Source organism: Pseudarthrobacter sp. BIM B-2242 (assembly GCF_014764445.1).
In the GTDB taxonomy this organism is placed as follows: Bacteria; Actinomycetota; Actinomycetes; order Actinomycetales; family Micrococcaceae; genus Arthrobacter; species Arthrobacter luteus_A.
In genome coordinates, this window is sequence record NZ_CP061721.1 from 1,280,946 (window position 1) to 1,305,258 (window position 24,313).

19 protein-coding genes are annotated in these 24,313 nt (G+C 66.8%); 6 read left to right on the plus strand and 13 right to left on the minus strand.

The annotated features are described in order from the left end of the window. Nucleotides 1-18 precede the first annotated feature (18 nt). From IDT60_RS05960 to IDT60_RS05970, 3 genes are read right to left on the minus strand one after another with little or no spacing between them, the layout of a single operon-like run. Nucleotides 19-1,581, minus strand: coding sequence for an FAD-dependent oxidoreductase (locus IDT60_RS05960; protein ID WP_191081253.1), 1,563 nt, complete (start codon nt 1,579-1,581; stop codon nt 19-21). Then, nucleotides 1,578-3,785: a molybdopterin oxidoreductase family protein gene (locus IDT60_RS05965; RefSeq protein WP_191081254.1), complete on the minus strand. Its 2,208-nt coding sequence runs from the start codon at nt 3,783-3,785 to the stop codon at nt 1,578-1,580. Before IDT60_RS05965 ends, IDT60_RS05960 begins: the two co-directional genes overlap by 4 nt. Nucleotide 3,786: 1 nt before the next feature. Next, the gene (locus IDT60_RS05970) at nt 3,787-5,262 is read right to left on the minus strand and encodes an MFS transporter (protein ID WP_191081255.1); all 1,476 of its coding nucleotides are present in this window, start codon (nt 5,260-5,262) and stop codon (nt 3,787-3,789) included. Nucleotides 5,263-5,537: 275 nt separating this feature from the next. Between IDT60_RS05970 and IDT60_RS05975 the strand changes: the two genes are divergently transcribed. Continuing rightward, nucleotides 5,538-6,950: an MFS transporter gene (locus IDT60_RS05975; protein WP_164201357.1), complete on the plus strand. Its 1,413-nt coding sequence runs from the start codon at nt 5,538-5,540 to the stop codon at nt 6,948-6,950. Between the two features lie 136 nt (nt 6,951-7,086). Here the strand turns inward: IDT60_RS05975 and IDT60_RS05980 are convergent, their stop codons facing one another. The 6 genes from IDT60_RS05980 to IDT60_RS06005 all read right to left on the minus strand — a co-directional run bounded on the left by IDT60_RS05980 (nt 7,087) and on the right by IDT60_RS06005 (nt 14,247). After that, nucleotides 7,087-7,818: a glutamine amidotransferase gene (locus tag IDT60_RS05980; RefSeq protein ID WP_164201356.1), complete on the minus strand. Its 732-nt coding sequence runs from the start codon at nt 7,816-7,818 to the stop codon at nt 7,087-7,089. 131 nt (nt 7,819-7,949) lie between these two features. Next, a complete protein-coding gene (locus IDT60_RS05985; protein WP_164201355.1) occupies nt 7,950-8,402 on the minus strand; it encodes a nuclear transport factor 2 family protein in 453 nt (150 codons plus the stop codon). An 18-nt stretch (nt 8,403-8,420) separates the two neighbouring features. Continuing rightward, nucleotides 8,421-10,238, minus strand: a complete 1,818-nt coding sequence (locus tag IDT60_RS05990; protein WP_223883902.1) for a biotin carboxylase N-terminal domain-containing protein — start codon at nt 10,236-10,238, stop codon at nt 8,421-8,423. A 129-nt stretch (nt 10,239-10,367) separates the two neighbouring features. Further along, nucleotides 10,368-11,039, minus strand: coding sequence for a nucleoside triphosphate pyrophosphatase (locus IDT60_RS05995; protein WP_164201354.1), 672 nt, complete (start codon nt 11,037-11,039; stop codon nt 10,368-10,370). A gap of 9 nt (nt 11,040-11,048) precedes the next feature. Then, nucleotides 11,049-13,574, minus strand: coding sequence for an MMPL family transporter (locus IDT60_RS06000; RefSeq protein WP_191081256.1), 2,526 nt, complete (start codon nt 13,572-13,574; stop codon nt 11,049-11,051). 1 nt (nt 13,575) lies between these two features. Further along, nucleotides 13,576-14,247 carry a TetR/AcrR family transcriptional regulator gene (locus tag IDT60_RS06005; RefSeq protein WP_191081257.1) on the minus strand — a complete coding sequence of 224 codons (672 nt, stop codon included), beginning with the start codon at nt 14,245-14,247 and terminating at the stop codon, nt 13,576-13,578. A gap of 159 nt (nt 14,248-14,406) precedes the next feature. Here IDT60_RS06005 and IDT60_RS06010 point away from each other — a divergent pair, with 159 nt between their 5' ends. Next, a complete protein-coding gene (locus IDT60_RS06010) occupies nt 14,407-14,979 on the plus strand; it encodes a hypothetical protein (RefSeq protein ID WP_191081258.1) in 573 nt (190 codons plus the stop codon). 89 nt (nt 14,980-15,068) lie between these two features. Here IDT60_RS06010 and IDT60_RS06015 read toward each other — a convergent pair whose 3' ends face one another. The 4 genes from IDT60_RS06015 to IDT60_RS06030 form a co-directional block, all read right to left on the minus strand. Then, on the minus strand, nt 15,069-16,517 hold the full coding sequence (locus IDT60_RS06015) for a dicarboxylate/amino acid:cation symporter (protein ID WP_191081259.1): 1,449 nt from the start codon (nt 16,515-16,517) through the stop codon (nt 15,069-15,071). 154 nt (nt 16,518-16,671) lie between these two features. Then, nucleotides 16,672-18,357 (minus strand): DUF885 domain-containing protein, encoded by a 1,686-nt coding sequence (locus IDT60_RS06020; RefSeq protein WP_191081260.1) that lies wholly within the window; start codon nt 18,355-18,357, stop codon nt 16,672-16,674. A gap of 9 nt (nt 18,358-18,366) precedes the next feature. Beyond that, complete coding sequence (locus IDT60_RS06025) at nt 18,367-18,621, minus strand: acyl-CoA carboxylase subunit epsilon (protein WP_191081261.1); 255 nt, start codon at nt 18,619-18,621, stop codon at nt 18,367-18,369. Continuing rightward, nucleotides 18,618-20,201 (minus strand): acyl-CoA carboxylase subunit beta, encoded by a 1,584-nt coding sequence (locus tag IDT60_RS06030; protein ID WP_191081262.1) that lies wholly within the window; start codon nt 20,199-20,201, stop codon nt 18,618-18,620. Before IDT60_RS06030 ends, IDT60_RS06025 begins: the two co-directional genes overlap by 4 nt. 237 nt (nt 20,202-20,438) lie before the next feature. Here IDT60_RS06030 and IDT60_RS06035 point away from each other — a divergent pair, with 237 nt between their 5' ends. The 4 genes from IDT60_RS06035 (at nt 20,439) to IDT60_RS06050 (ending at nt 24,044) form a co-directional block, all read left to right on the plus strand. Beyond that, the gene (locus IDT60_RS06035) at nt 20,439-21,368 is read left to right on the plus strand and encodes an NAD(P)-dependent oxidoreductase (protein WP_191081263.1); all 930 of its coding nucleotides are present in this window, start codon (nt 20,439-20,441) and stop codon (nt 21,366-21,368) included. A gap of 64 nt (nt 21,369-21,432) precedes the next feature. Then, complete coding sequence (locus IDT60_RS06040; protein WP_191081264.1) at nt 21,433-22,341, plus strand: biotin--[acetyl-CoA-carboxylase] ligase; 909 nt, start codon at nt 21,433-21,435, stop codon at nt 22,339-22,341. Then, a complete protein-coding gene (locus IDT60_RS06045) occupies nt 22,334-22,933 on the plus strand; it encodes a PH domain-containing protein (RefSeq protein ID WP_191081265.1) in 600 nt (199 codons plus the stop codon). The genes IDT60_RS06040 and IDT60_RS06045 overlap by 8 nt, the downstream gene beginning before the upstream one ends. Beyond that, nucleotides 22,923-24,044, plus strand: a complete 1,122-nt coding sequence (locus IDT60_RS06050) for an adenylate/guanylate cyclase domain-containing protein (RefSeq protein ID WP_191081266.1) — start codon at nt 22,923-22,925, stop codon at nt 24,042-24,044. The genes IDT60_RS06045 and IDT60_RS06050 overlap by 11 nt, the downstream gene beginning before the upstream one ends. Nucleotides 24,045-24,313 lie beyond the last annotated feature (269 nt).

Below are 24,313 nucleotides of genomic sequence, written 5' to 3' on the forward strand. Positions count from 1 at the left end.
TTCCGACTTCAGCTCACGTCAGGCGGCGGGAGCCGCCTGGAAGTGTTTTTCGATGAGCCCCTTGATGTCGTCGTGGCAGCCGCCGCAGCCGGTGCCGGCGCGGGTTGCCTTGGACACCTCGGCCACGGTGGAGCAGCCCTCTTCGACGGCGCCCTGGATCTTCGTCCCGCTGACCCCGGCGCAGCGGCACACCGTCCCTGCAGGATCGGCCGGGCCGGCGGACGCCAGCTGGTCCGGACCGTCCAGCCGCAGCAGCAGGGACCTGTCTGCCGGCAGCTCCGCACCACGTTCGAACAGTCCCGCCAGCTCCGCGGCCGTCCGCGGCATTCCCACTGCCACCAGGCCCTCGAGCACGCCGCCGCGGGTGGTCATTTTGACATAACGGCCGTGCTCGGGATCTGCCCACTGGGCGATCTGCAGGCGCGGGCGGCCGTTGACAGCGCCGGCCGTCAGGGCTTCCTCGTCCCACGGATCGGCCGCGTTGTCCCCGGCCACTGCCATGTTCATGCCGCGGGCCTTGAGCACAATCACGCCGGCCTGTTCCTGGGGCAGCTCCGCCAGAGCGTCGGCCTCGTCCTGCGTGGCGGTGGCCAGCAGGGTCAGGTATTCGGCCAGCCATTCGGCCTGCCGCCACCCCGGTCCCACCAGACCGGACGGGCCCTTCGCGGTGCGGCACTCATTGCAGGCGGGGTCCGGGCAGCGCACCTCGGCGCAGTCACCGATGGCAAAGATGTGCGGCTCGTGGTGCGCACGGAGCCGGTGGTCAACGAGGATTCCCGTGCCGGTGGACAGGCCGCAGCCCTCTGCGAGCTCGGTCCGCGGCCGGACGCCGCACGACAGCACCAGGAGGTCGCCGTCGATTGCGGAACCGTCATCGAGGAGCAGTGCCGAGAAGCCGCCGTCGGGAGCGTTGTGCTCTACCCCGGTGGACCGGGCATTGCCGGCCATCCGCACGCCGCACCGGCGCAGGCTGGCCGCGAGAACGGCACCGCCGCCGCGGTCGATGTTGCGGCCCAGCGGGTGCGGACCGTTGTGGACCACGGTGACGGTGGCACCTTCCTCGGCCGCGGCGAGGGCTGTCTCGAGGCCCAGGACACCGCCGCCGAGCACCACCACGCGCTTGCCGCCGTCGACCGCTGCGCGCAAAACCGAAGCGTCGCGCAGGTCCCGGAGTGCCGTGACGCCGGCCGGAAGGACGGGGGAGGCGGGGTCCGGGTTGATGCCGGTGAGGTTGGGAATGACAGGACGGGAACCCGTGGCGAAAACGAGGCGCTCGTAGTGGGCCGTGCTGCCGTCCGTGAGGAGCACCTGCTGGCGAGCCCGGTCCACGCGGCGGACCCGCACCCCGAGGCGGACGTCCACGCCGTCGGCGATCAGGGCAGCGGCGTCGGAAAGCGCCAGGGCATCGGCCGTGGTGCGCCCCACGCCCAGGTCGGCAACCAGGACGCGGTTGTACGCGGCTTCTGCTTCTTCGCCCACCACCGTCAGGCGGACGTGCCCGTCGCGGACCGCAGGCAGCAGTTCATCGATCAGGCGGGCTGCCACCGGGCCGAATCCGACAATGACAATCTGCTCGCTCATGAGGCCTCCGTCGTTTGAAGAACGTTGTGCTGAAGATCGGCCGGAGCCGCGGCCCGGACCCAGACCTTGTTGAACTTGAACTCGGGCATCCCCGAGACGGGGTCCGTGGCGGCCTCCGTGAGGCGGTTGGCGCTTTCGAGTTCCGGGAAGTGGAAAGGCAGGAACACCGTCTCCTGGCGGATCGCGGTGCTCAGTTCGGCCCGGCAGACCACCTCGCCGCGTTCGTTGGCCACCGAAACAAAGGAGCCCTCGGTGATGCCCATCGCGCTGGCGGCGGCCGGGTGCAGCTGCACCTTCGCCTCGGGCTGGGTTGCCAGCAGCTCGGACACTCGCCGTGTCTGGGAGCCGGACTGGTAGTGCTCCAGGAGGCGGCCGGTGATGAGGGTCATGGTTGTCGCGGCCGGATCAGGATTGACAGCAGGCGTACGACGGCGGCGTGGCGTCACCGCGGTCATGACCGCCTTTCCGTGGGGGTGCGCAAAGCTGTCCAGGAAGAGCCGCGGCGTGCCGGTGCTACCAGCGGGGTACGGCCAGTAAGCCGCCTCGCCGCGGTCCAGCATGGCGTAGTCGATGCCCGAGTAGTCGGCCAGGCCGCCGGCGGAGGCCAGACGAAGCTCCTCGAATACCGTTTCCGGGTCCTCGCTGTAGGTGGAGGGGGCATCCAGGGCCTCGGCCAGCCGGGCCATGATCCACAGCTCGCTGCGGGCGCCGACCGGCGGCTGGATGGCCCGGCGGCGGCGCAGGACACGGCCCTCAAGGTTGGTCAGTGTGCCTTCTTCCTCGGCCCACTGCAGGACCGGCAGGATGAGGTCGGCTTCGGCGGCGGTCTCGGACATAAAGAAGTCGCACACCACCAGGAAGTCCAGGCTGCGGAGCCCGGCGATGACGGCGTTCGCGTCGGGGGAAGCCACCGCGATGTTGGAGGCATGCACCAAAAGGCAGCGGACGCCGTCGGGCTGTCCCAGTGACTTCAGCAGCTGGACGGCGGGGAGGCCGGGGCCGGGAATGGATTCCTCCGGGACGCCCCAGACGCCGGCCATGTGGGCGCGTGCGGCGGGGTCGGTGATCTTGCGGTAGCCGGGGAGCTGGTCCGCCTTCTGGCCGTGCTCCCGCCCGCCCTGGCCATTGCCCTGGCCGGTGAGCGTGCCGTAGCCGCTGCGACGTGAGCCGGGCAGGCCGAGGACGAGGCTGAGGTTGATCGCTGCAGTGGCGGTGTCCGTGCCGTCGACGTGCTGTTCCACGCCGCGGCCGGTGAGGATGTAGCTGCCGCCCTTGCGGGCGCCGTCGGCAAGCCTGCGGGCGGTTTCGCGGATGAGCTCCGCCGGGACGCCGGTGATGGACTGGACCCGCTCGGGCCAGAAGGAGTTGACGCTGCGGACCACGGCGTCGTAGCCGGTGGTGCGGGCCGCGATGAAGCCTTCGTCCGCCAGGCCTTCGTGGATGATCACGTGCGAGAGGCCCAGCAGGAGGGTGAGGTCGGTGCCCGGGAGGGGCTGCAGGTGAAGTCCGCCGCCGTCGGCCGTGAACTTCGCCGTGGCCGACCGGCGGGGATCCACCACAATCAGCCCGCCGGCGTCGCGGGCGCCCTGGAGGTGCTGCACAAACGGCGGCATCGTCTCGGCGACGTTGGAACCCAGCATCAGGATGGTGCTGGCGGCGTCCAGGTCCGTGAGGGGGAACGGCAGGCCGCGGTCAACGCCGAAGGCCCGCATCCCGGCGGCCGCCGCTGAGGACATGCAGAACCGGCCGTTGTAGTCGATACGCGAGGTGCCGAGGGCCAGGCGGGCGAACTTGCCCAGCATGTAGGCCTTCTCATTGGTGAGGCCGCCGCCGCCGAAAACGCCGACGGCGTCCTTTCCGTAGCGTGCCTGGGTGTCCCTGACCGCTGTGGTGACCAAAGCAAGGGCCTGGTCCCACCCGATGGGACGGTGGATGCCGTCTGCGCCCTTCAGGAGCGGTTCGGTGACGCGTCCGGCGTGGTTCAGGAGCGTGGCTGAGGTCCAGCCCTTCCGGCACAGGCCGCCGCGGTTAGTGGGGAAGTCGCGTCCGGATACCTCGAGGAGAGGACCCGATACAGCGGCAGGGTCGGCGGGCACGGGGACTGACCCCGGCTCGGAAGCCGGGGTCAGTTCCGCTGGAGACGTCAGCGTCATGGCGCACTGCAGGGCGCAGTAGGGGCAGTGCGTGTCGGCGCTTTTGGTCATGTTAGACGTGTCCCATCGCGTTTCGGTTGGCGTTGCGGATGTAGAAGAACCAGCAGACTGCCAGCATCAGGACGTAGGCTCCGACGAAACCGTAGAACGCCGGGGTGTAGGAGCCGCTGGCTGTGTTGGAGGCGTTGAGGACCTGGGGGATCACGAAGCCGCCGTAGGCGCCGATGGCCGAGATGAGGCCGAGGGCCGAGGAGGCGAGCCGCTGGGTGGCCACCGAATCGGCACCCTTCCGGGCGGCCCGGCTGTTCGTGGCGAAGATGATGGGGATCATCCGGTAGGTTGCGCCGTTGCCGAAGCCGCTGGCGGTGAAGAGCATCAGGAACAGGACCAGGAAGAGCCAGAAGTTCTTCAGCGGCAGTGTCCAGATCATGGTCAGCGTGATCACGGCCATGGACGCGAACGCAGCCACGGTCATCCGGGCGCCGCCCATGCGGTCAGCCATCCGTCCGCCGTAGGGGCGGGCCAGTGAACCGACCAGCGGCCCGAGGAAGGCCAGCGACAGTGCCACGGTGCCGACTCCGATGGAGGAGAACGCCGGGAAGTAGTCCTTGATGAGCTTCGGGAACACACCGGCGAAGCCGATGAACGAACCGAACGTGCCGATGTAGAGCAGGGCCATGATCCACAGGTGCGGTTCCTTCAGGGCGGCCACGGAACCGGCCACGTCCCCCTTGGCGCTGGTGAGGTTGTCCATGTACTTCCAGGCACCAAATGCGGCGATCAGGATGAACGGGACCCACATCCAGCCGGCCATCGGCAGGTTCACGCTGCCCACCGCGAGCAGGGTGATGACAATCGGGACGGCGAGCTGTGCCACGGCGGCACCCATGTTGCCGCCGGCGGCGTTCAGGCCCAGCGCCCAGCCCTTTTCGCGGGCGGGGTAGAAGAAGGTGATGTTGGCCATCGAGCTGGCGAAGTTGCCGCCGCCGAAGCCGGCCAGGGCTGCCACGAACAGCATGACGCCGAACGGGGTTTCCGGGTTGGAGACGCAGAGTCCCAGGCCGATGGCGGGGATCAGGAGGAGGAGCGCGGACACGATGGTCCAGTTCCGGCCGCCGAAGCGGGGAACCATAAAGGTGTAGGGGATGCGGAGCGTGGCGCCCACCAGGCTGGGCATCGAGATCAGCCAGAAGATTTCCGAGGTAGTGAAGGTGAAGCCGGCTGCCGGGAGCTGGACCACCACGATGGACCACAGCTGCCAGACGACGAAGCCGAGGAACTCGGCGAAGATGGACCAGTTCAGGTTGCGGCGGGCGATCGCGCGGCCGGCGGACTCCCACTGCTCTTTGTTCTCGGCGTTCCAGTTGCCGATCCAGCGGCCGGGAAGGAATTCCAGGGCGGGTGCATGGGTTGTACGGGTGGAGCCGGGCTGTGCGCTGGCGGATGAAGACACGCCTTTGTGCAACGGGTCGGTGTCTATATCTACGGAATTGCCGGTGCCGGCATCTGCGCTGCGATCAACAGTCACGGTGTACCTCCTCTTGGGGATGTTGTTCTTCCAAGGTAGGGACAGCGCGTTTCGCGGACGGTCGCGCTTTGTTAACGCGCTGTGACATTTGCCTATCTGGGGGTCCCGCAACGGTGTGAGGCGGCGTAGAGTAGCCCGAAATGAGACGAAGCCCACAAGTCCACATCCTGGACCTTTTGTCCATTGACTGGACGCCGGGAACTAATATTGAACTCTAACTAAACGCGCGCCGGGCTGCCCCCATGCCCGGGCCGGTTCTCATGAAAGTGTTCATAATGTCATCCACACAAACCACCGCGGAGCCAGGATCGCCCAAGGCGGTGAACTCGCGCGGCCGCGTGATTGTGGCCAGCCTGATCGGCACCACCGTTGAGTTCTATGACTTCTACGTCTACGCGACCGCCGCTGTGCTGGTCTTCCCGGCGCTGTTTTTCCCCAACCAGAACGAGACCACGCAGCTGCTGAGCTCCTTCGCCGTCTTCGGCGTGGCCTTCGTCGCCCGCCCGCTGGGGTCCATTGTCTTTGGCCACTTCGGTGACAAGTTCGGCCGCAAGGGCACCCTGGTGGCCTCGCTGCTGACCATGGGCATCGCGACCTTCCTGATCGGCTGCCTGCCTACGGCGCTCGTTCCGGGCTGGCAGTTCTGGGCCCCTGCCCTCCTCGTGGTGATGCGCTTCGCCCAGGGCCTGGCCCTCGGCGGCGAGTGGAGCGGCGCGGCCCTCCTGGCCACCGAGAACGCCCCCGCCAACAAGCGCGCCATCTACGGCACGTTCCCCCAGCTTGGCGCGCCCATCGGCTTTATCATCGCCAACGTCATCTTCCTCGTGGCCAGCTACGCCCTGTCACCGGCCGACTTCCTCGCCTGGGGCTGGCGTGTGCCGTTCCTGCTCAGCGCAGTTATGGTCATCATCGGGCTGTACGTCCGTCTCAAGCTGATCGAAACGCCTGCTTTCACCAAGGTCCTCGAGTCCAAGGAAGTTGCCAAGCTGCCCCTGGCCCGCGTCTTCAAGACCAGCTGGCGCAGCCTGATCCTGGGTACGTTCATCATGCTCGCCACGTACGTGCTCTTCTACCTGATGACCACGTTCACACTGACCTACGGCACCCGCGCCTCAAGCCTGGACGCCGCCAAGGCAGCCGCAGAAAAGGCCGGCAAGCCCATGTCCGAAGCAGCAGCCGCTGCATTCGTTCCGGGGCTGGGCTTCACCCGCAACGACTTCCTCTGGATGCTGATTGCCGGCGTTGTGTTCTTCGGCATCTTCACCCTGGTCTCCGGGCCGCTCGCCGAAAAGTACGGCCGCCGCAAGATGCTGCTTGCCGTAACGGCCGGCATCTTTGTCTTCGGCCTGCTGTTCGTCCCGCTCTTCAGCGGCGGCTTTGTGGGCACCATGGCCCTGCTGATCATCGGCTTCTCGCTGATGGGACTCACGTTCGGACCTATGGGCGCCATCCTGCCGGAGCTGTTCCCCACCAACGTCCGGTACACCGGTTCGGCCATCGCCTACAACTTCTCCAGCATCCTGGGTGCGGCCGTTGCACCGTTCATCGCCGTGTGGCTGTGGGAAATGGCGAAGGGCAGCCCGGTGCTGGTGGGCGTCTACCTCACCTCGATGTCGGTCCTGACGCTGTTCGCGCTGTTCGTCAGCAAGGAAACCAAGGACACGGACTACGAGAACAACGTAGCCTGACGTTCCAGCCCGGTTAGTGCCGGAAAGCCCGGCGCGTTCCCTGATATTCCGGGGAACGCGCCGGGCATTTCTGCGTCCGGGGCCAGGCAACCGGGCAGGAACGCACGACGGCGGTGCGCACCCTGCGTGCGGTGGCTCAGCTTGCGTAGCGGGCGGCGAAGTTCTTCAGGATGGTCATGGGCTCCGTGACCGTGAACCGGCGGGCCGCCGCCATGAGGTCCTCCGCGGACTCGGGCGGGAAGTACCCGGCATGGCGGTAGATATCGATCCGGGTGACCAGGCCCTCAACATCCAGTTCGGGATGGAACTGCGTGGCGTACAGGTTTTCTTTGATCCGGAACATCTGGACGGGGCAGGCCTGGGAGGACGCCAGCAGCACCGCATGCGGGGGCAGCGAGGTGCAGGCCTCCTTGTGGCCCGTGAAGGCGGTAAACCGGCGGGGCATCCCGCGCAGGACAGGGTCCGCTGCGCCGGCGTCCGTCAGTTCGATCTCCACGCCGCCCAGGGGCTCGCCGAACGTCCTGTCGATGACCGCACCCTGGTGGGTTCCCAGCGTCCCCACCCCGTAGCAGGCGCCGAGGAACGGAAAGTCCTGGTCCACGATCCGGTCCAGCAGCGCGGCAAGTTCCCGCTCCACGCGGTGCTGGGTGGCGCTCTTGTGGTCGGCAGGATCACTCGAGGTAAAGGGACTGCCGCCGACAATCACGCCGGAGTATTCCGAGAGATCCAGGTCCGGCAGGGGAGCAGCCTCCAGCCGGATGCGCCGGAGCTGTTCAGGTGCCAGGCCGCCGTACCGGAGGTAGGCGGCATACTCGTCCTCGGCGGCGGCGTCTTCGGCCCGGGAGGCCAGGAGCAGGAAAGGCTTCACACGCTAAGTGTGCCCGCGGCCCCAGCTCAGCGCCAGAGCGCGGCCCCGCCCTCCCAAGTAGGTAGCGCTATCTGTCGTTGTGAGCACTCGTAACGACAGATAGCGCTACCTAGTTGGAATGGACAGTGGTGTCAGTGTCCGGCAGGCTGACCTGTCGGCTGAACGAAGGACCGCCGGGACTGCGGCCGGGCGGCGGGATCGGCATGCCGGTGGACCAGCTTCCAATAGCCCTCTTCGCGGCGGAAGACGCTGGTCACCCGAAGCGCGAACTCCTCGGTCAGCGGGGCGCCCTCCAGGCGGGCCCGGAAGTGTTCGGTCTCCACAAGGAAGGCGGTGTCGCGTGCGGTATAGGACGTGATGGTGTCAAAGCCCAGCATCTCGCCGTCCTGGAACTGCCGGGAGGCCTGGTCCAGCCGGGCCTCCACCTGGGCCCAGCCGCGGGCTATGCCGCCGAACGGATTGGCCAGTGTGACGTCGTCAAGCCGGGAGTAAAGGTCCTTGACCGGCCCGGGATTGCCGCGGGTGATCTCCGGAACCGCCAGGTGGTATCGGTCAACTTCTTCTTCAAAACTGGGTGCGAGCATGGATGCCTCCGGCGGGATCTAGTCTTCGATCGTGGCGATGACGGCGCCGGCCGAAACCGTCTCACCGGCCACGGCACCGAGTCCGGTAATGGTTCCGGAACGGTGGGCGGTGAGGGGCTGTTCCATCTTCATGGCTTCCAGCACCACCACAAGGTCGCCTTCGGCCACAACGTCGCCGTTGGCCACGGCAACCTTGACGATGGTGCCCTGCATGGGCGAGGTCAGGGAATTGCCGGTGGCGGCCGCCGCAGCGCCGCCCGAGCGGAGCCGTTTTTTGGACTTGCCGGCCTTGGCGTTGCCGCCGCCGGAACCGGTGCTGATGGCGCCCAGGGAGGCCGGCAGGACCACTTCGAGCCGCTTGCCGCCAACTTCAACCACCACTCGCTGGCGTTCCTCAGTGTCGTCGGCGGACGCGCCGGTTCCATCCGGCGTCCAGGCGGGAAGGTTGTTGACGAATTCGGTTTCGATCCAGCGGGTGTGGACCTTGAAAGGTCCCTCGGCCGGGGCAAAGTCGGGGTCGCTGACCACGGCAAGGTCGAAGGGGATAACAGTGGGGATGCCTTCCACCACCATTTCCTCCAGGGCACGGCGGGAGCGCTGCAGGGCCTGGGCGCGGGTGGCGCCCGTAACGATCAGCTTGGACAGCATCGAGTCGAAGTTGCCGCTGATCACGTCGCCCTGCTCCACGCCGGAGTCGATCCGAATGCCCGGGCCCGTGGGGTTCTTCAGGGTGGTGATGGTTCCCGGGGCAGGCATGAAGTTGCGGCCCGGGTCCTCGCCGGTGATGCGGAATTCGATCGAGTGGCCCCGGACTTCGGGGTCGCCGTAGCCCAGTGCCTCGCCGCGGGCCAGCCGGAACTGTTCGCGGACCAGGTCGATGCCGGTGACTTCCTCGGAGACGCAGTGCTCCACCTGGAGGCGGGTGTTGACCTCGAGGAAGGAGATGGTGCCGTCCTGGCCCACCAGGAATTCGCAGGTGCCGGCCCCGAGGTAGCCGGCTTCCTTCAGGATGGCTTTGGAGGATTCGTAGAGCCGGCGGTTCTGCTCTTCAGTGAGGAAGGGCGCCGGGGCCTCTTCGACCAGCTTCTGGTTCCGGCGCTGCAGGGAGCAGTCGCGGGTGGATACCACCACCACGTTGCCGTGGGCGTCGGCGAGGCACTGGGTTTCGACGTGGCGCGGGGCGTCCAGGAAGCGCTCGATGAAGCACTCGCCGCGGCCGAAGGCGGCCGTCGCTTCACGGACGGCGGAGTCGAACAGTTCGGGAATTTCCTCGCGGGTGCGGGCCACCTTGATGCCGCGGCCGCCGCCGCCGAAGGCGGCCTTGATGGCCACGGGCAGGCCGAACTTGTCCACGAATTCGAGGATCTCCTCGGCCGACTCCACGGGGTCGGCGGTGCCGGGGACCTGGGGTGCGCCCACTTTCTCGGCGATGTGGCGCGCCTGCACCTTGTCGCCGAGGGCGGAGATGGCCTCGGGGGAGGGGCCGATCCAGGTGATGCCGGCTTCGATGACCTTGGCGGCGAACTGGGCATTCTCGGCCAGGAATCCGTAGCCGGGGTGGATGGCGTCGGCACCGGACTGGCGGGCAGCGTCAATGATCTTGTCCATCACCAGATAGGACTCGGCAGCGGTGTTGCCGCCCAGCGAGTAGGCCTCGTCGGCAAGCCGGACATGAAGGGCGTCCCGGTCGGGATCGGCGTAGACAGCCACGGAGGCGATGCCTTCATCACGTGCCGCGCGGATGATCCGAACTGCGATTTCGCCGCGGTTGGCGATCAGCACCTTGGTGAGGTTCGACTGCACGGGACTTGCGGACTGCTCCAAAATTGCTGACAAGGCGTCTCCTTCTTTCCTTCAGGGAGCCTAGCGCGATTTTGAGGGTTCCGCCGATATTACTTGCGGTTTCCGCGTGTAAACGGGCATGGCTTTGTAGGGAACCTACAAAGCCATGCCGAATCGGCCCGATTATTGGGCAGGTGACCGCGCAGGCCAAAGCTCCGTGATGCGCACGTTCGCCTGGCCCAGGAGTGCGCGCAGCGTCGAAATGGAAAGCCCGACGACGGTGTGCGGATCCCCGTCCACCTTCCGGATGAAGGCCCCGCCGAAGCCGTCGATAGTAAACGAACCCGCGCAGTGCAGCGGCTCGCCGGTGGCGATATAGGCGTCGATTTCCTCCGGGTCCATGTCGGTGAAATGGACCTCGGCGGAGGTGACCGCCCCGAGCGTGGCGCCGGACCCCGGTGCCGTGATGCCGTCGTCGTGCGTTTCGTCCGCGGCCGTCGCACGGCAGTCCACCAGCCAGTGTCCGGTGTGCAGCACCCCGCTGTTGCCGCTCATCCGGAGCATCCGTTCGCGGGCGACGTCGGCGGTATACGGTTTGCCGTGCGACTCGCCGTCGAACTCGAACACCGAGTCGCAGCCGATCACCAGCGTGCCCTCCGCGTCGGGCAGCGCGGCGACGGCCTCGGCCTTGGCGCGGGCCAGCAGCAGCGCGGTATCGTGCGCATCCGTGACTCCGTAGCGGGCCTGGATGGCGTCCTCATCCACGTCGGACACCAGCACGGTGTGCTGGATACCGGCGTCGGTGAGGAGTTTGGTGCGGGCGGGGGACTGGGATGCAAGGATCAGTCGGGTCACGGATTCAGCCTAGTGGACCGGCTGGTCCAGCTTCTGCGGCGTTGTGTCCAGGCGTTCGAGCCGGGCGCCCTCGACGTCCACGTCCGGCAGGATCCGGTCCAGCCACTTCGGCAGCCACCAGGTCTTTTCGCCGAGCAGGTACATCACGGCAGGCACGATGGTCATCCGGACCACAAAGGCGTCCAGCAGCACACCGAACGCCATGGCGAAGCCGAGGGGCCGGACCATGGTCAGGTGGCTGAAGATGAAGCCGGCGAACACGGAGACCATGATGATGGCGGCGGCCGTCACCACGGCACCGGCATGGCTGAAGCCGATCCGCACGGCGTTTTTGGCTGAGGCGCCGTGCATGTAGGACTCACGCATGCCGGAGGCAATGAAGACCTGGTAGTCCATGGCCAGGCCGAACAGCACGCCGATCAGGATGATGGGCAGGAAGCTCAGCACGGCTCCGGGGTTCGCGACGTCGAACACGCCGCCGAGCCAGCCCCACTGGTAGACGGCCACTACCAGGCCGAAGGCAGCAGCCAGCGAGAGCAGGAAGCCGCCGGTGGCCAGCAGCGGGACCACGATGGACCGGAACACCAGCAGCAGGAGGATCAGGGAGAGCCCGACGACGATCGCCAGGTAGGGCGGCAGGGCATCGCCCAGTTTGGTGGAGACATCGATGTTGCCGGCCGTCTGGCCGGTCAGCCCGATGGTGACACCGGTTTCGGCCTGGATCTGCGCGCCGCGTTCGCGGAGCTCGCTCACCACTTGGACGGTGCCTGCCTTGGCGGGGCCCTCCTCCGGGATGACCTGGAAGACGGCGGTGCGCCGGTCGTCACTCAGTGCCACCGGAACGGCGGCCACCACGTTGTCCACGCCCCGGATGAGGTCAGCGACGTCGTACTGCAGCTCCTGGGCCCGGGTTTCGTCCAGGCCGGCCGGGAACTCGCCTACCACCACGATGGGACCCGTGACGCCTTCGCCGAAGCTGCGGGCCGTGACGTCGTAGGCCTGGTAGGCCTCGGAATCGACCGGCTCGGATCCGCCGTCGGGCAGTGCGAGCTGCAGCTGCGCGGCAGGCAGGGCCAGGGTGCCCAGCAGAAGCACACCGGCGACGAGCGCCACGATGGGATGCCTGGTCACCAGCCCGCCCCAGCCGCGGGTGCTCTTGGCTTCGTCCCTGGCCTGGTCGGCTGCTTCGTGGCCGGCTTCGGCGTTGTGGGCCTCGGCTTTGGCCCAGGCCCGCCGGGAAATGATGCGGCGGCCGATCAGGGACAGCATGGCCGGGGTCAGGGAGAGCGCCACCAGGACGGCTACCGCCACGGTACCTGCTGCCGCCAGGCCCATCACGCTCAGGAACGGCAGGCCCGGAACCACCAGCGCGGCCAGGGCGATGATGACGGTCAGGCCGGCAAAGAGCACGGCGTTGCCTGACGTTCCGGTGGCACGGGCCACGGATTCCTCAGGGTCCATACCCGCGAGCAGCTGGGTCCGGTGCCGGTTGACGATGAAGAGGGAGTAGTCAATGCCCACGGCCAGGCCAAGCATCAGGGCGAGCATGGGGGAGATGGAGCTCATGTCGAACGCTCCGGACAGGGCGAACGTGATGCCCACGCCCACGCCGACGCCGATGATAGCCATCAGCAGGGGCAGCCCGGCCGCGATCAGGGTGCCGAGCATCAGGATCAGGACCAGGGCGGCCACGGCGATGCCGATGATCTCGGCGGTGCCGAAGAGTTCCGAGATGTCCTCGGTGATTTCCTTGCTGGCCAGCGCGGTGACGCCGGCTGACGAGGTTTGATGCGCGAAGTCCTGGACCTGCTGGCGGATGGCGGGCGTCAGGGCATTGATGGAGGTGGTGAACTGCACCTGGGCCACCGCGGCCTGGTTGTCCAGGGAGACGAACCGGATACCGGCGGAGGCCTCAGCCTGCCGCTTGCCCAGATCCAGCTTGGCCTTCGCGGCCTCGAGTTCCTGGGCGCCGGCAGCAAGCTGTGCCTGACCTTGGGCCAGAGCTGCCTTCTGCTGTCCCAGCCGCGCCTCGATGACCGCTGCGGGAGCGCCGGCGGCGGTGAGCTGCTGCTCTGCGGCACTGAGCTGCGCTGCCCCGGCGTCGAGCTCTGCCTTTGAGGCGTCCAGTTGGGACTGGCCGGCGGCGAGCTGCTGCTCACCGTCGGTAATCGACTGTCCGGCCTGGTCCAGCTGCGCCTGCGTGGCAAACGGATCGGTGGTGGCCTTGACGTCCGGCAGTTCCCCGAGCTCGGTCAGCGCGGCCGTGACGGCTGCGCGGCTCTCGTCGGTAAAGCCGCCGGCGGGGGCTTCGAAGACGATGCTGGCCGAACCGCCCGACGCCGCCGGGAGTTCCTCCTTCAGTTTGTCCGCGATGCGCTGTGTTTCGGTGCCGGGAATCTGGAAGTTGTTGGAGAGCGTGCCGTGGAAGGCGGCAGCCGAGCCGCCGACGGCCACCAGGACGGCAAGCCAGAGCGAGATGACCAGCCAGCGGTGACGGTAGGAGAACTTGCCGAGGCGGTAGAGCAGCAGGGCCATGTCAGAGCCGTTCTTTGAGGAGGGTGGGTGCAGTAATGGGAGCGGAGGTGGCTGGACCGCCGAAGCCTGTGCCGAGGTGGCCCATGGCATCAATCAGCAGCTGGCGCAGGACGGCGAGCGAGGCAGGCGAGAGGTCGGCGCCGCGTTGGGCGAACCACACGTCCATGGCGGCTTTGCCGCAGGAGATGACCGAGCCGGCCAGTGCACGCAGATAGAGTTCGTCGACGGCGGTGCCCGGGGTTTTGGTGAACCGGTCGCGGGCGGCAGCGATGATCTGTTCGGTGCAGTGGTCCCATGCCTCAAGTTCGGAGCGGGACAGGAGCGCGTTCTCCTGGGTGAGGGTGGACAGTTCCGCAAGCGGTGCCACGGTCATGGGATCTGCCAACTGCATGAGGGCTGCGCGCGCGGACTCAAGGATTGGTTCATCGGCGGGGCGCTGCCGGAACTGCTGCAGCGCGCTGTCCAGGAACCCGTGCGTCACCGAGGCCAGTGCCGCTTCGATGCTGGAGAAGTAATTAAAGAAGGTGCGCCGGGAAATCCCTGCCGTCTCGGCGATGTCTTCCACGGTGAAGTTGCCCGGACCTTTTCCGCGCAGGAGTGCCAGGGCGGCGTCAGTGATGGCCTGGCGCGTGGCCGCTTTATTCAGCTCACGGCGCGAAAGGAGTTCGGGCATGAAGTTACACTACGTGCAAGTTTGCACGCCGCGCAAATTCATTCACAGGAAGATGAAAGGTTCCCGACAGGTCCGCCTGATGCTGCCGTTTGAGACTGGAAGAGTCCCCGTCGGGACACACCACCAGCCGTCACCGGACGGCAGATCCAGGAGACAGAAATGGTACGGACAAAAAGAGTTGCCGTTGGCCTGACGGCCACCGCCCTGGCCCTCGGAGCAGGGATCGGAATCGCCGGGGTGGCGTCAGCCACCACTACGCCGACGCCCGCCCCCAGCTCCAGTTCGACTGCGCCGTCGGATGGCAGCACCAGCCCCTCTGAAGGCAAGGGCGGACGTGGCGGCCATGGACATGGAGGGTTCCGCGGCGTCGACGCTGCCGCCCTGGCCACCAAGCTCGGGGTGGAGGAAGCCAAGGTGACCGATGCGCTGAAGGCATTCCGTGAAGCCAACAAGCCTGCAGCCGGTACGGAGAAGGCCAAGCCGGCGGAGGGGACACGGCCCGACCCCGCGGTGCAGCAGGCTGAGCTTGCCAAGTCCCTCGGGGCCGCACTTGGCGTGGACGAGGCGAAAGTGACGGCGGCGCTGGCGGAACTGCGGACCGCTGACCAGGCAGACCGTGCTGCGGCGCTGAAGACGCGTCTGGACCAGGCCGTTACCGACGGCAAGCTGACCCAGGCCGAGGCGGATGCTGTGACCAAGGCAGTGGAGAACGGGGTGATCGGCGGCCGCTGACTGGCGGGCAGGGCGTAGCAAACAAAAGAAGCCCCCGGGGAACAGTCAGTTTCCCGGGGACTTCCTTTGTGTGCACTTACCGGCTGGCGTCAGGCCTTCGCGTCGGCGAGCTCACGCCCGGCTTCGGTCGGGTCAGTACCCCGAACGGCGGCGGAGGGATCCGCAACCGTGGAGTCGTCGTCGTCCGCGAACGGGTTGCCGTTACGGGGCGCGTTGTAGAGCGTCTCGTCCAGGATGCCCTGGCGCTTGGACACGATGGCCGGGACCAGCGCCTGGCCGGCCACGTTGAGGGCGGTGCGGCCCATGTCCAGGATGGGGTCAACTGCCAGCAGGAGGCCGACGCCGGCGAGCGGCAGTCCCAGCGTGGAGAGCGTCAGGGTGAGCATCACCACGGCGCCGGTGGTGCCCGCGGTCGCTGCGGAGCCGAGGACGGAAACCAGTGCAATGAGCAGGTAGTGGCTGAGGTCCAGCTGGACGCCGAAGAACTGGGCCACGAAGATGGCGGAGATGGCCGGGTAGATCGCGGCGCAGCCGTCCATCTTGGTGGTGGCGCCCAGCGGCACGGCGAAGGAGGCGTACGCACGGGGAACGCCCAGGTTGCGTTCGGTGACCCGCTGGGTCAGCGGCAGCGTTCCGATGGACGAGCGGGACACAAAGGCCAGCTGCACTGCCGGCCAGACGCCGGAGAAGTACTGCTTGACGGAGAGGCCGTGGGTACGGACGAGGACCGGGTAGACAACAAACATCACCAGGGCCAGGCCAACGTAGATGGCGAACGTGAACTTGCCCAGCGCCCCGATGGTGTCCCAGCCGTACACGGCCACGGCGTTGCCGATCAGGCCGACGGTACCGATGGGAGCGATGCGGATGATCCACCACAGGACCTTCTGGATGACGGCCAGGGCGGCGACATTGAGGGTGAGGAACGGCTCAGCGGCCTTGCCCACCTTGAGGGCGGCGACGCCGACGGCGATGGCGATGACCAGGATCTGGAGCACATTGAAGCTCACAGCCGTGGTGACGGCACCGGATTCAGCCACCGTGGAGCTGGCACCGAGGCCAAGGAAGTTCTTGGGGAACAGCCCGGTGAGGAATGCCCACCAGTTGCCCACCTTGCTGGGTGCTTCGCCTTCGCCGGTGATGCCGGTGTTCGCACCGGGCTGCAGGAGCACGCCAAGCCCGATGCCGATCAGGACCGCGATCAGGGATGTGATAGCGAACCAGAGCAGGGTGTTCCAGGCCAGCTTGGCGGCGTTGGACACCTGGCGGAGGTTGGAGATGGAACTGACCACCGCGGTGAAGATCAACGGCACAACGGCAGTCTGCAGCAGCGAGATGTAGCTGGAACCGACGGTCTGCAGCGTGGCGCCCAGGCCATTGGGCTCTGCCTTCGTGCTGCCGGTGTACTTGGCCAGCAGGCCGAGGCCCAGGCCCACAATGAGGGCGGCAATGATCTGGAAGCCGAACGAGCCAGCCCATTTGGGAAGCTGGAAGCCGGTCTTTCCTGCGGATTCGGGGGTGCGGGTTTGAGTGCTCACCAGAACACGCTAGGTCCGAAGCCCTTATCACTCCGAAAGGATGTTGAGAAATGTTACGGGGCCATGAAGCCACGTCAAGCGCTAAACGCCCGGATTCCCGCCGTCATCCTAGGTAATTGTGAAGTTATTCCCGGCGGCCGTGTGGCAAAGATCTCTAGGAAAGCAGTGCCCTGCGGAGGGTGTCCAAGCCCACCGAGCCGATGTTCAGTGCCTTGGTGTGGAAGGCCTTGAGATCGAAGCCGGACCGGGATTCGAGGTCGGCACGGATCTGTTCCCAGAGGCGCTGGCCCACCTTGTAGGACGGTGCCTGGCCCGGCCAGCCGAGGTAGCGCGTGAATTCGAAGTTGAGCTGGCCTTCGCTGATAGCCAGGTTCTCCTGGAGGAAGCCGTAGCCCTTCTCCGGCGTCCAGGTCCCGGAGCCCCAGCGTTCGGGCATCTCAAGTTCCAGATGGACGCCGATATCGAAGACCACGCGGGCTGCGCGCATCCGCTGCATGTCCAGCATGCCCATGTGGTCGCCCGGGTCGGAGAGGTAGCCGAGTTCCTGCATCAGCTTTTCGGCGTACAGGGCCCAGCCTTCGCCGTGGCCTGACGTCCAGCATACGTTGCGCCGCCACTTGTTCAGAAGCTCCCGCCGGTACGTGGCCGTGGCTACCTGGAGATGGTGGCCGGGGACGCCTTCATGGAAGACCGTGGTGGTTTCGGCCCAGGTGGTAAATGTGTCCTCGCCTGCGGGAACGGACCACCACATCCGGCCGGGCCGGCTGAAATCATCGGAGGGGCCGGTGTAGTAGATGCCGCCCTCGTCGGTCGGTGCGATCAGGCACTCAAGTTTCTTCATAACGTCGGGGATCTCGAAGTGCACCCCGGCAAGGTCGGCCACAGCCTTATCGGAGAGTTCCTGCATCCATGCCTTGAGGGCGTCCGTGCCCTTCAGCTGCCGTGCGGGGTCGTTGTTAAGGACGGTCTTCGCTTCCGCAATGGTGGCCCCCGGCTTGATGGCGGCGGCCACCTGCTCCTGCTCGGCGATGAGCCTGTCGAGTTCCTGCACTCCCCAGGCATAGGTCTCTTCGAGGTCGACGGCGGCGCCGAGGAAAGAGCGCGAAGCCAGCTCATAGCGTTCCCGGCCTACAGCATCTTTCGCCGGCGCGGCAGGCAGCAGTTCCGTGCGGAGGAAGTCCGCAAGGTCGAGGTAGGCGGAGCGCGCAGCGGCAGCACCGGCGTCGAGCTTTCCCTGCACAGTCGCCGGAAGGGGGCCCTCGGCGGTCCGCGCCCCGGCGGCGAGCTTGGCGAAGAAGCCATCGTCCGCGGCGTGTTTGGTGGTCTGCTCGATGACGATGGAAACCTGGCGGGCGGCGGCAACCTTGCCGTTGTCCCGTGCCTTGCGGAGGGAATCGGTATAGCCGGCGAGGGCACCGGGAACATTCAGCGCGCGCCCGGCGATGTGCTCCCAGTGCTCGGCGGTTTCTGTGGGCATCAGGTCGAAGATGGCCCGGATGTCCTGTGAGGGGGAGGCGATGTTGTTCAGGTTCGCTTCGTCCCACCCGGAGGCGTGGATTTCCAGCTGTAGGCCCAGGCGCTCGCGCATGGCGTCCAGGGTGACGGCGTCCACGTCATCCTGCGGTTCCAGTCCGGCCAGGGCGGCCAGGGCCTTGACGGCTTCCGCCGCGAATCCGGCGATGCCTGCAGGGGAGTAATCGGGGTACTCGGTCTCGTGGCCGGGGAGCCCGAGCTCGGTGGCGAAGGACGGATTCAACCGGATAAGCGTGTCGGTGTACTCATCTGCCACGGCATCGATGGCGGAGTGCGGACGGACAGCGGACGGGGTTTCGGTAGTCACCCCACGAGCCTAACCCCGGCTTCGCTTCCAGGCGCCGGGACCCGGCGTCGGCGCGAGCCGCAATTGCTGCCGGCGCACCCAGTGCCGGACCGTGGGCTTGTCCGACTCCGCAGCATCCATGCCGCCGAGGGAAAGTACGACGGCGGTCAGGGCCGCGAGTTCCTCGGCCGACGGGTCGCCCTTAACAACAGAGAGCAGTGGGCTGCTTTCCGGGACCGGTGCATCAATTGAGGCCTCGGACACCGGGTTCCGGTCCTCGTTCACAGCGGGATGTTCCCGTGCTTCTTGGTGGGCAGGGCGGCCCGCTTGTCGCGGAGCGCGCGCAGGCCCCGGATGATCTGGACCCGGGTCTCTGAGGGGGCGATGACCGCGTCCACGTAGCCCAGCTCGGCGGCCTGGTAGGGGTTCAGCAGCTCTTCTTCGTACTGCCTGATCACCTCGGCACGGCGGGCCTCAACATCCCCGCCGGCCTCGGCAACGGCCGCAAGGTCGCGGCGGTACAGGATGTTGACCGCGCCCTGGGCGCCCATGACGCCGATCTGGGCCGTGGGCCAGGCCAGGTTCAGGTCAGCGCCGAGCTTCTTCGAACCCATCACGATGTAAGCCCCGCCGTAGGCTTTGCGGGTGATGACGGTCAGTTTGGGGACAGTGGCCTCGGCATAGGCGTAGAGCAGCTTGGCCCCGCGGCGGATGATGCCCTGGAACTCCTGGTCCTTGCCGGGCAGGAAGCCCGGAACGTCCACCAGCGTGATGATGGGGATGTTGAAGGCGTCGCAGTGGCGGACGAACCGGGCGGCCTTCTCGGAGGCGGCGATGTCCAGGGTGCCGGCAAACTGCAGCGGCTGGTTGGCCACGATCCCCACCGTGTGTCCCTCCACGCGGCCGTAGCCGATCATGACGTTGGGGGCGTACAGGGACTGCATCTCCAGGAAGTGCCCGTCATCCACAATCTGCTCGATCACGGTGCGCATATCGTAGGGCTGGTTTGCCGAGTCCGGCACGAGGGCATCCAGGGCGAGGTCGTCGGCGTCGGGCTCCAAATCCTGCTGGTGCTCCAGCACCGGCGCCTCGGCGAGGTTGTTCGACGGCAGGAAGTCCAGCAGTTCGCGGACGAAGCCGATGGCGTCGGCCTCATCGGAGGCAAGGTAGGTGGACGTGCCCGTGGTGGCGTTGTGCTGCCGGGCGCCGCCCAGGGTTTCCATGTCCACGTCCTCGCCGGTGACGGTCTTGATGACGTCAGGCCCGGTGATGAACATGTGCGAGGTCTTGTCCACCATCACCACGTAGTCGGTGAGTGCAGGGGAGTAGGCCGCGCCGCCGGCGGAGGGACCCATGATGAGGGAGATCTGCGGGACCACGCCGGAGGCATGGACGTTGTTGCGGAAGATGTCCGCAAACATGGCCAGCGAGGCAACGCCTTCCTGGATGCGGGCGCCGCCGCCGTCCAGGATGCCCACCACGGGGCAGCCGTTGCGCAGGGCGAATTCCTGGACCTTGACGATTTTCTCGCCGTTGACCTGGCTCAGGGATCCGCCGTACACGGAGAAGTCCTGGCTGTAGACCGCCACCGGACGGCCGTCCACGGTGCCGTAGCCGGAGACCAGGCCGTCACCGAGCGGCTTTTTCTTGTCCATGCCGAAAGCGGTGGAGCGGTGGACCGCCAGCGCATCCAGTTCCACAAAGGAGCCTTCATCCAGGAGGAGTTCGACGCGCTCGCGGGCCGTGTTCTTGCCGCGGGCGTGCTGCTTTTCGACGGCTTCAGGACCGGATGGCTGCTCTGCACGGGCCTGGCGGTCGCGGAAGTCGGCGATTTTTCCCGCTGTCGTGGTCAGATCGTGGCTCATCAAGTGTCTCCGGCTCTGTAGCAGATTGGTGCGTAACAAATATGGTGCTGCGTGCGGTGGTGGCAGGCCGGTCAGGTGCGGGATTTAAGTAGCTTCCACACAAAAAACGAACCCTGCTGGCTAGTCTAATGACGCATCTGCGCCGCACGGCTGTAGAAAACCTACAATTTTCCGTCCCTTCCGGCGGCCAAGACGTATGTTACTGGTCAGTAACATAACTCGGCTACAGTGGAGCCCATGACTTCCAGCAACGATGCCGCACCTCCGTCCCGGGCCGCCGTCGAAACTCCGTACCGGGCTGCCGGTTCCCTGCGTGGCCGCACCATCCTGATGTCCGGCGGCAGCCGCGGGATCGGGCTGGCGATTGCCATCAGGGCCGCCCGGGACGGCGCCAACATTGTCCTGCTGGCCAAGACCGGCCAGCCGCACGCCGCGCTAGCGGGCACAGTGCACAGCGCCGCCGAACAGATCGAAGCCGCCGGCGGCCAGGCGCTCGCCATCGTGGGCGATGTCCGAAACGACGGGGACGTGGCCGGCGCCGTGGCGGCCGCCGTCGAACGCTTCGGCGGGATCGACGTCGTCCTGAACAACGCCTCCGCCATCGACCTGTCCACCACGGACAACGTCGACATGAAGCGCTATGACCTGATGCAGGACATCAACGTCCGCGGGACCTTCCTGCTGTCAAAGCTGGCGTTGCCTGCGTTGCGCAAGTCAGGCAACGGCCACATCCTGACACTCTCGCCGCCCCTGAACCTCGACCCCAAATGGGCCGGCAGACACCTGGCGTACACCATGGCCAAATACGGCATGAGCCTGACCACCCTCGGTTTGGCCGAGGAGCTCAAGAACGATGGCATCACCGTCAACTCCCTCTGGCCGTGCACCCTCATCGATACCGCCGCCATCCGTAATATGCCCGGCGGCGAGGCGATTGTGCAGGCAGCCCGCGGGCCGCAGATCATGGCCGATGCGGCCCATGCCATCCTGACCGGCGGCAATCACGGCGGCGCTGCGCTGCCTGGTGCCGCCGCTGCCGGAGAGATGCCGGCCAGTGGCAACTTCTACACCGACGAGCAAGTGCTCGCGGCTGCGGGAGTCACGGACTTCCGTCCCTACAGTCTCGGGGCCGCCGAGGACCAGCTGGTTCCGGACATTTTTCTCTGACACCGTTCCGGTCATGTGCCGCCGGAACAGCCGCCGGTGGTCCGTGAGTCGATAGGATTCAACCATGGCTGACACACACACCCCAGGAAGTCCATTGAACCGTGGGGCCCTGGCGGAGCAGGATTTCCTGGCCGCCAGCGGCATCGCGAAAATGGTTGTGGTGGACTCCACCGGATCCACGAATGCAGACCTCCTGCGGGCCGTGACTGTCGAGCCTAAAGAGTGGCCTGATCTGTCTGTGCTGACGGCTGAGTACCAGACCGCAGCGCGCGGCCGGCTTGACCGGAGCTGGGAAGCGCCGCCGCTGAGTTCCGTGTCAGTTTCCATCGTGCTGCGACCGGTCAACGCGGAGGGAAGGCCCTTGCCCACGCAAACCTATTCGTGGCTTTCATTGTTGGGCGCGCTGGCGCTGCGGCAGACGCTCCTGGAGACGGCCGGCCTCCCGGCTGAGCTCAAATGGCCCAATGATGTCTTGGTCCGCGGCCGCAAGATCGCCGGGATCCTGGCGCAAATGGGGCCGATGGGCGACGGCTCAGTGCCGGCGGTCATTCTGGGGACCGGGCTGAATGTGACTCTGACGTCCGAGGAACTGCCCGTGCCCACCGCAACGTCCGTGGCACTCGAGCAGCCGCTGACGGTTGACCGGACCCAGCTGCTCAAGAGCTACCTGGCGCACTTCGCGGTGCTCTACCGCAGCTTCTGCAACGCCGATGGCGATCCCACAGCCGGGCTGGCAGGCGGCCCGTCCCTCCACAAACGGGTGGAGTCCGTGATGGTGACGCTGGGCAGCCAGGTCCGCGCGCAGCTGCCGGGCGACCACGAGATCATCGGGCATGCCACCAGGCTGGATGAGTACGGTTCGCTGCTCGTGGTGGATAAGGACGCCCGGGAACATGTGGTGACCGCCGGGGACGTGGTGCACCTGCGTCCTTGGACCCCGCCGGGCCAGGGTACCGATGGCGGGTATGCGTAGAGACCTCGCGCCGGGCGAGCAGGTCATTACGATCACCCGTCCGCAGCCGAGGAAACTGGCCGGTCCGGCCGCTGCCTTCATCGCCGCACCCGCCGCTGCTGCGTTTGCCAGTGCCTGGACGCTGCGGGGCGAGGCTACCCGCCTGGTGCCGGCGGTTTCCGCAGACTGGACGCCATGGATCGTTCTTGCCTGCCTGCTGGCCGCCGCCTGGGTCTGGCTGGCGTATTGCCTGCCCGGGCTGCTCCGGTGGCAGGGAACGCGATACATCCTCACGAGCCGGAGGGTTATGGCGCGTTACGGCATGATGCGCCGCCGGGACGAACAGGTTAATCTGGCCTCCGTCCGCAACGTGACGGTCCACCAGTCGGTGGTGCAGCGGATATTGCGCTCCGGGAATATATCCTTGGAAACCGGGTACCAAAGTGTGGTGACCATCCCGGACGTCCCGGAAGCCGCACGGTTCCGGGACTTTGTGCTGGATGCCGTTGCTGACCTGCCCGTGGGCAGGGATCCGGAGACTGACGACGTGTCGGATTATGCCGACGACATCCTGCCGTGGGAATTGAGAGAAGGTGGACACGATGAACGATGAGGACGAAGAGGGCCAGGCCGCCCTGCCAACCCCCGCAGCCGGGAGTGCCCACCCGCCAACCGGCACGCTGTCCGTCGAACGGCTGGCGGCCAAGGCACTTGAGGCCAGGCTCCTCGGCGGGGAGCGGAAGCTCCGGCGCCGCGAAGTGGCGGCTGGCGCCGGTTTGTCGCTCCTGTCTGCGCGGAAGCTGTGGCGGGCCCTCGGTTTCCCGAACTTCGGCGACGATGACGTGGCCTTCACCGAACGCGACCAGGCAGCGCTCTCCACTGTGGTGGACCTGGTCCGCTCCGGGGTCCTCACCGAAGAGGCCGCCATCTCGGTGACGCGCTCCATCGGGCAGATGACGGACCGCATGGTGGTCTGGCAGATCGAGGCCCTGGTGGAGGACATGGTCCACGAGCAGGGTGTCACCGATGCCGTGGCCCGCAAGCGCCTGGTCCAGGAACTGCCGTCCCTGCTGGACGCGCTCGAGCAGATGCTTGTTTATTCCTGGCGGCGCCAGCTCAACGCCGGCGTCCAGCGGCTGGCCGTCCGCGCCGAGGCCGGTCTGCAGGCCAGCGAGGAAGGCCGTGAGGGCGACGAGGATGACGCTCCGCTGCCCCTTGCACGCGCAGTAGGGTTCGCTGACCTGGTTTCATACACGAGCCTGTCCCGCCGGATGAACGAAAAGACCCTCGCCCGGCTGGTCCAGCGCTTCGAGAACAAATGCGCCGAGATCATCTCGGTGGGCGGTGGCCGGCTGGTCAAGACCGTCGGCGACGAAGTCCTGTACATTGCGGAAACGCCGGCTGCCGGCGCCGAGATATCGCTCGCCCTGGCGCAGGCATTCACCGAGGATGAGATCCTTCCCGAAGCACGCGTGGCCATGGTCTGGGGACGGATCCTGTCACGGCTGGGTGACATCTACGGTCCCACGGTGAACCTCGCGGCCCGGCTCACCACCCTCGCTGACCCGGGCACGGTCCTGATCGACTCCATGACGGCATCAGCGCTGGACCAGGACGAACGCTTTATCCTGGTTCCGCAGCCGGCCGAAAATGTGCGCGGGTTCGGCGAAATCCACCCTGTGCTGCTGAAGCGCGGCGCGGGCAGGGGCCTGGTGCTCGACTAGTTTGGCGGCTCCGGAAAAGCTGGTGCGGCGTACGCCGGGGGCTGGGGGATCCGCTGACCTGCGGGTTTATCCAGTTGTTGGTGTATCGCGCTATAGTCGTCTGTGGCGGCTGGCAGGTTTCTGCGGGGTGAGGGTCGGGAGCCCCATCGCAGACCGTCAGGCAATGTCAGCATTATTCCGGCGTCTCTATGGGGGAGTGGCGGAACCGGCCCGTGGTGGCTACCAGGGGCAATGTAGCTGCCATCAGGCAGCGGTGATTTCAGGGGAAT